Origin of the sequence: Bradyrhizobium genomosp. I (2014) (assembly GCF_000261685.1) — a bacterium.
Classification (GTDB): Bacteria; Pseudomonadota; Alphaproteobacteria; order Rhizobiales; family Xanthobacteraceae; genus Bradyrhizobium.
On record NZ_AJQE01000442.1, the window covers coordinates 1 to 6656 of the forward strand.

Annotated in this window: 4 protein-coding genes and 1 pseudogene; 3 read left to right on the forward strand and 2 right to left on the reverse strand. The window is 61.5% G+C overall.

Annotation, left to right across the window (positions count from 1 at the left end; all coding sequences use genetic code 11):
* The coding region (locus IC50_RS43620) for a Ulp1 family isopeptidase (RefSeq protein WP_244429724.1) at positions 1–3919 on the forward strand (3919 nt) is incomplete at its 5' end.
* Between the two features lie 362 nt (positions 3920–4281).
* Positions 4282–4603 (forward strand): annotated as a pseudogene (locus tag IC50_RS37540) (DDE-type integrase/transposase/recombinase); the annotation flags it as partial.
* Positions 4604–4653: 50 nt separating this feature from the next.
* On the opposite strand, the gene IC50_RS37545 reads toward IC50_RS37540, so the two are convergent.
* Positions 4654–4911, reverse strand: coding sequence for a WGR domain-containing protein (locus IC50_RS37545; protein WP_011084508.1), 258 nt, complete (start codon positions 4909–4911; stop codon positions 4654–4656).
* Positions 4912–5480: 569 nt separating this feature from the next.
* On the opposite strand from IC50_RS37545, the gene IC50_RS37550 reads away from it, so the two are divergent.
* A complete protein-coding gene (locus IC50_RS37550; protein ID WP_014497999.1) occupies positions 5481–5702 on the forward strand; it encodes a hypothetical protein in 222 nt (73 codons plus the stop codon).
* A gap of 524 nt (positions 5703–6226) precedes the next feature.
* Here the strand turns inward: IC50_RS37550 and IC50_RS37555 are convergent.
* The coding region (locus IC50_RS37555; RefSeq protein ID WP_244429725.1) for a hypothetical protein at positions 6227–6656 on the reverse strand (430 nt) is incomplete at its 5' end.

The following is a 6656-nucleotide window of genomic DNA, read 5'->3' on the forward strand; positions in this document are numbered from 1 at the left end:
TCAGGATTTGCTTTTGGGGCTGATGGACGAACCCCGCTCGTCGTCATCTCTCGAGCCAGCCGCGCGCCATGACCAGGCACCGGATCCCGGAGAGCCCGACCGCCAGCAGTCCCCGGACGAGCCGATGGCTGCGCTTGCCAGGAGCAACCGCCTGCCAAGCGAGGAGGTCCTCATCAACGATGAGCATGACACAGCTGAGTTGAGGCCAGCGAAGAGGCAGAGGACCCTAAACAATCCGCAAGGCGTTGCCGGCGAGCGGCAGCTGAGCGAGATCGCCAATTCAGGCGGCCAGCCGACACCGGCGCCTACCCATCAACAGGGTACGTCGTCATGGGAGACGCAGCCGATGCTGCTGCGGAGCGGCTACGAAGATGTCACGGCGCCGCATGCGGTCGCGATGTACGTCGGGGGCGCCGCTGCGCAGCACAGCGCGCGGCAGCGAGCTGTCAGTCGGCCATTGGTCCTCCCGGAAGGTTACGATCAGGATCTGCGCTTAATGGTGGAAGACGGCCCATCGTGGCCCGAGGTTCCTCCTGAGCAGGCGCAGGACATAGTCCAAGCTGGGCAGGAACCTGCCCGGCCGACCGTGGAAGCAGCGCCAACGCACTCTGCCAGGGCTCGCTCAAATACCTACGGCGGTATTGAGGTGTCGTTTAATCCGAATTCGCCCGCATCATTTGAGTTGCGTGACAATGCTTGGAGCCCGGCGCCTGGCTTTCCGCCGCCGTTTGCCGGCCCGGTACCGGGGCATCACCAGGGCGCTCAACAGCTCGGCTCGCCGCAGGGGCTTTCTCCGGTGTCCGCCCACTCGGACGATGACGCTTTGGCGTGGTTGAGCGAGGAGCTTGCGCGGCAGATGCAAGAACCGGCATCACCATCAACTGCCAGGGCTCAGGATCTCTATCGTGGATTTGAGGCACTCCTTGATCCGGATGTGGCCGAGTTGGATGACAGTGCTCACTTTGCGCCAGCGCCTGCTGCCAGGGCTCGCTCAGACACCTACGCCGGTCTTGAGGCAGCGGTTAATCCGAATCCGCGCACACCATTCGAGTTGCGTGACAATGCTTGGGCCCCGGCGCCTGACTTTCGGCCGCTGTTTGCCGGGCCAGTACCGGGGCATCACCAGGGCGCTCAACAGCTCGGCTCGCCGCAGGGGCTTTCTCCGGTGTCCGCCCACTCGGACGATGACGCTTTGGCGTGGTTGAGCGAGGAGCTTGCGCGGCAGATGCAAGAACCGGCATCACCATCAACTGCCAGGGCTCAGGATCTCTATCGTGGATTTGAGGCACTCCTTGATCCGGATGTGGCCGAGTTGGATGACAGTGCTCACTTTGCGCCAGCGCCTGCTGCCAGGGCTCGCTCAGACACCTACGCCGGTCTTGAGGCAGCGGTTAATCCGAATCCGCGCACACCATTCGAGTTGCGTGACAATGCTTGGGCCCCGGCGCCTGACTTTCGGCCGCTGTTTGCCGGGCCAGTACCGGGGCATCACCAGGGCGCTCAACAGCTCGGCTCGCCGCAGGGGCTTTCTCCGGTGTCCGCCCACTCGGACGATGACGCTTTGGCGTGGTTGAGCGAGGAGCTTGCGCGGCAGATGCAAGAACCGGCATCACCATCAACTGCCAGGGCTCAGGATCTCTATCGTGGATTTGAGGCACTCCTTGATCCGGATGTGGCCGAGTTGGATGACAGTGCTCACTTTGCGCCAGCGCCTTCTGCCAGGGCTTGCTCAGACACCTACGGCGGTCTTGAGGTATCGTTTAATCCGAATTCGCCCACATCATTTGAGTTGCGCGACAATGCTTGGAGCCGGGCGCCTGGCTTTCCGCCGCCGTTTGCCGGCCCGGTACCGGGGCATCACCAGGGCGCTCAACAGCTCGGCTCGCCGCAGGGGCTTTCTCCGGTGTCCGCCCACTCGGACGATGACGCTTTGGCGTGGTTGAGCGAGGAGCTTGCGCGGCAGATGCAAGAACCGGCATCACCATCAACTGCCAGGGCTCAGGATCTCTATCGTGGATTTGAGGCACTCCTTGATCCGGATGTGGCCGAGTTGGATGACAGTGCTCACTTTGCGCCAGCGCCTGCTGCCAGGGCTCGCTCAGACACCTACGCCGGTCTTGAGGCAGCGGTTAATCCGAATCCGCGCACACCATTCGAGTTGCGTGACAATGCTTGGGCCCCGGCGCCTGACTTTCGGCCGCTGTTTGCCGGGCCAGTACCGGGGCATCACCAGGGCGCTCAACAGCTCGGCTCGCCGCAGGGGCTTTCTCCGGTGTCCGCCCACTCGGACGATGACGCTTTGGCGTGGTTGAGCGAGGAGCTTGCGCGGCAGATGCAAGAACCGGCATCACCATCAACTGCCAGGGCTCAGGATCTCTATCGTGGATTTGAGGCACTCCTTGATCCGGATGTGGCCGAGTTGGATGACAGTGCTCACTTTGCGCCAGCGCCTGCTGCCAGGGCTCGCTCAGACACCTACGCCGGTCTTGAGGCAGCGGTTAATCCGAATCCGCGCACACCATTCGAGTTGCGTGACAATGCTTGGGCCCCGGCGCCTGACTTTCGGCCGCTGTTTGCCGGGCCAGTACCGGGGCATCACCAGGGCGCTCAACAGCTCGGCTCGCCGCAGGGGCTTTCTCCGGTGTCCGCCCACTCGGACGATGACGCTTTGGCGTGGTTGAGCGAGGAGCTTGCGCGGCAGATGCAAGAACCGGCATCACCATCAACTGCCAGGGCTCAGGATCTCTATCGTGGATTTGAGGCACTCCTTGATCCGGATGTGGCCGAGTTGGATGACAGTGCTCACTTTGCGCCAGCGCCTTCTGCCAGGGCTTGCTCAGACACCTACGGCGGTCTTGAGGTATCGTTTAATCCGAATTCGCCCACATCATTTGAGTTGCGCGACAATGCTTGGAGCCGGGCGCCTGGCTTTCCGCCGCCGTTTGCCGGCCCGGTACCGGGGCATCACCAGGGCGCTCAACAGCTCGGCTCGCCGCAGGGGCTTTCTCCGGTGTCCGCCCACTCGGACGATGACGCTTTGGCGTGGTTGAGCGAGGAGCTTGCGCGGCAGATGCAAGAACCGGCATCACCATCAACTGCCAGGGCTCAGGATCTCTATCGTGGGTTTGGGGCACTGCTTGATCCGGATGCGGCCGAGTTGGATGACAGTGCTCACTTTGCGCCAGCGCCTTCTGCCAGGGCTCGTTCAGACACCTACGACGGTCTTCCATTGGTTGATCTGACCGCGCCCGCACCGTCCCCATTGCGCGACGATATCGTGCGGCGGTTTCCGATCACCTCCTCCGATGCTCAGATCGGGGCGTTGAATCCGATAGCCTTGTCCCACAACCGCGGGCTGGTGCTCGAGGACACGGAATGGCTGGGCGACGAGCATATCCTCAGGGATTACCAGCTTCAGGAGCTGGATTTGCAGAGGAGCGATTCGGATCTCGCCGCCCGGACGCGGTTCGTAGATCCCCTCGAAGCGCTGCGGCTGCGCCTGGGCGCGGAGAGCGACGTGCTACGCGTATTCCATCGCATCGTCCATGATCGGCGTGATAACGATACAGCCGACTTCCTGTTGCTGCCAGTGAACGATGCCAGTGCTACGGACCGCGGCAGGCATTGGTCGCTGCTGTTCGTTGATCGCAGCAACCGGCAACGGCCTGTCGCCTATCACTACGATTCCTACGGGAGATACAACGAGACGCATGCAAGACAACTCGCAGAAAGGCTGAACCTCGCCCTGCAGCCCGCCGGCATGGCCCAGCAGCAGAACACTTATGATTGCGGCGTCTTTGTCGTGGACGGCACGCGGGAGCTGGTTAGGCAATTGGCGCAAGGACGGGAGCCAGACCAGCTGAACCTCAGCAACGTCGTTGCCAATCGGCAGGCACTGCAAGCGCGACTCAGGGGTTGATGTCGCCGTGGGCGGACCCTCGCGGCGCTTCTCTTTGAGCTTGAATGACGGCTGGAAGAAGTTCACCAGCAGGCGCGCCGCGGCGTAGAGACGTGCCATCACGCGGGCCGTCTCGCCCCCGTCGAAGCGCCCGTATCCGACGAGCCGCCGGACCACCGACAGCGCGATGCGGTTGTCGGCAAGGGCGAGCGCGCGACGCTGCGCTTCGGAAAGACCGGTCAGCTGACCGGCGCCTCGAGGAGACCGAGCTTTCGCGCGGCCAGGTATCGGCCTTCGCCCGCGATGATCGTGCCATCGCTGTCGACGAGCAGCGGGTACCGTCAAGTTAACGAATTGGAGCGGCCGAGGGGTAGACGACCGGCATGCCGACCGCCCGGGACCCTCTTTATCGCCGCCATCGCTTCCCATCGGAAGTGATCAGCTATGCCGTTTGGTTGTACTTCCGGTTTCCCAGCGTCTCATGAAGAAGCTCTTGAAATCCGCCGGCACGCGGCCGCGCGTGATGATCACGGACATGCGTTCGCACGGCGCTGCGAGGGCGAAGATGGGCTTTTTCGTCGAACATCGCCAGCACAGAGCTCTCAACAATCGGGCTGAGAATTCTCATCAGCCGACGCGGCAACGCGGCGGATCATGAAGCGTTTCAAATCGTCCCGTCAGGCTCAACGGTTTCTGTCACTTCACGTTCCAGGCATCGTAAGTGGATCCGTAATCCCCGGGAAATTGACGAAACCTCAGACTCTCTCCTCAGCAGAGGTGTATCCGCGCCTGCGCTTGGCGCGCTCCAGCCGTCCGAATGCTTCGCCCGCTTCAGCGCTGGCATCGAAAGTCTGCACCATCGTCTGGCCGGTCGTGCCGATCCGGCCCCAGTCGCGGATCAGCGAGACCCCGCCGAACAAGGTCGGTTGGATCGAAAGCAAGTAAAACCGCCGCATGTTGCGGGTGGTGTCGATGCGGCGAAGGTGAAGCGGCCCTAGCTTAAGGTTCGGCATGCATGGATTCTCGCTTCCTGTGGAAGCGAGGTCCAATGCTTTCTATGAATCGATCAGGGCCAAACGATTCATTCTCTCGCTACATCAATTGCACCAGGCGGGTGTCTTCGGACTGTGGCGATGATGTGGAGGCTCCACGGCCCGATTTGAACCCCACCGTCTCGCGGCAAAACCGAGACCGCAGTCTGAACTGATCGAGAAGCTCACTGAATCGCGCCGGAGCTCGGTCCAAGCATTGTCGATCCAGCAGCCTCAGCAAGGTTTGAAAGCTGACTAGGTGACATCGGTGCAGCCGTTGAGCGATCGACGGAGCAATTGCGGACGAACGGGAAATCGAAGTCCGGACACGGGTGAATTATGGAATGACACCCGGGCACTTCTTTGCCGGTGCTGCTGCAGAGAATCAAGCGCGCGATGTGGTCGGACATCGCCGACCTGCGTCTGGCAGCCCGACCAACCTTATGGGGTGTTGAAGAAGCGCGCGGCCTCTTAAAGGCCGCATTCTCTGTGGTAGGGCAGTATCTGAAAGCGCGTATGGCCGCGCAACCTGAGGCGAGAGGAGGATTCCGATGTTCGAGGCTAAAGACTATCGCGTGTGCTGCCATCACTTTGTCACCCCGACCGACCGCGCCGTCTACCCGGCGCAAGAGCCCTTACTAACCTACTCTGAGGCCCTCCGGCAGGTGCAGACCGAGCAGGCCAAGGGCTACATGGTGGCCTGGGTCATCGATCGCACCGGAGCAGGCGCCACCAATGAGATTGGTGGTTCGAACGCATCGGTTCGACGTTGATCGTAAGCGCAGCTCTGGCCCTTGGATTGGCGCTTGACGTCTGTTTTGATTACGGTGTGAGCCGGCACGGCTTCCACTTTTCCGACAACGTTGACGCTGGCCTCAAGCGCCTGCCTGTCGTCGAACCACTTTTTAGAGCTTGATCACATGATCGCAGCCGCGCCGAAGATCGAAGAGGCTGCAATGCCGTTTCCACGCCGAGTCACAAGCAGAAGAAACTCAACCAGGACTCGCGCTGGTCAGCGTCATCAGAAACTGTGCACGCTCGACAGGACGATCGAGCCAGTGCGTCGAGGTCTATTCCTGCATAGGAGGACGCGGCGAGGCGGCGGGAAAGTTGGAAGGTTGGGATCCAGCAAGGTCCCGATTCGCGCGCTGTACCTCGGCGGTCCCAAACACGAGGACGCAGAGAGGTCTGTTTTGGGCGCGGGATTTTGGCTGGGACACGAGCCCGTCAGAGCGTTGCCGCCGTCGCTCTGAAATGGTCGGGAAACCTTCCGATCGTGCGAGACTCTTATCTAACCTCACTTGTGATCCGCTCCCCTCGAGACTTTTGGAAGATATCCCAACTGCCGTTCCAGAGCAGCTAAGGTTCGACGGGCCGAATCCAATCTCGCAGTCGCCTCGACCAGGTCGGCCCATGTTTTATCCGACCGTGCAACCGCCGTGGAGCCGGTCTCAAACAGGTTGTTGTTGAGATGCGGGGCCGCTTCGCCTCGCAGGGCACGCTCCAAATCGAGCAGGGTGCTCGTCAGCGCTCGATGCGCGCACGCGTCCTCTCGTTCCAGGTTTTCCGCCACGTCGAGCGCCGCACGATAGTGTCGTATCGCTGCAACGACTCTGCTCTCGAGGTCGGGCTCATCGCTCATCTGCTTTTCTCTCCACGAATCTTTGAGCAATTTGTGTCGGTCTGAACGAGCAAAAATTGTAAGCGGAGCTTTTCTCCCATTTGAT

Bases quoted from the DNA above. Each gene is read 5' to 3' on its own strand.
- IC50_RS37550 (WP_014497999.1), top strand. From the start codon at position 5,481: ATGTTCGAGGCTAAAGACTATCGCGTGTGCTGCCATCACTTTGTCACC.
- IC50_RS37545 (WP_011084508.1), bottom strand. From the start codon at position 4,911: ATGCCGAACCTTAAGCTAGGGCCGCTTCACCTTCGCCGCATCGACACC.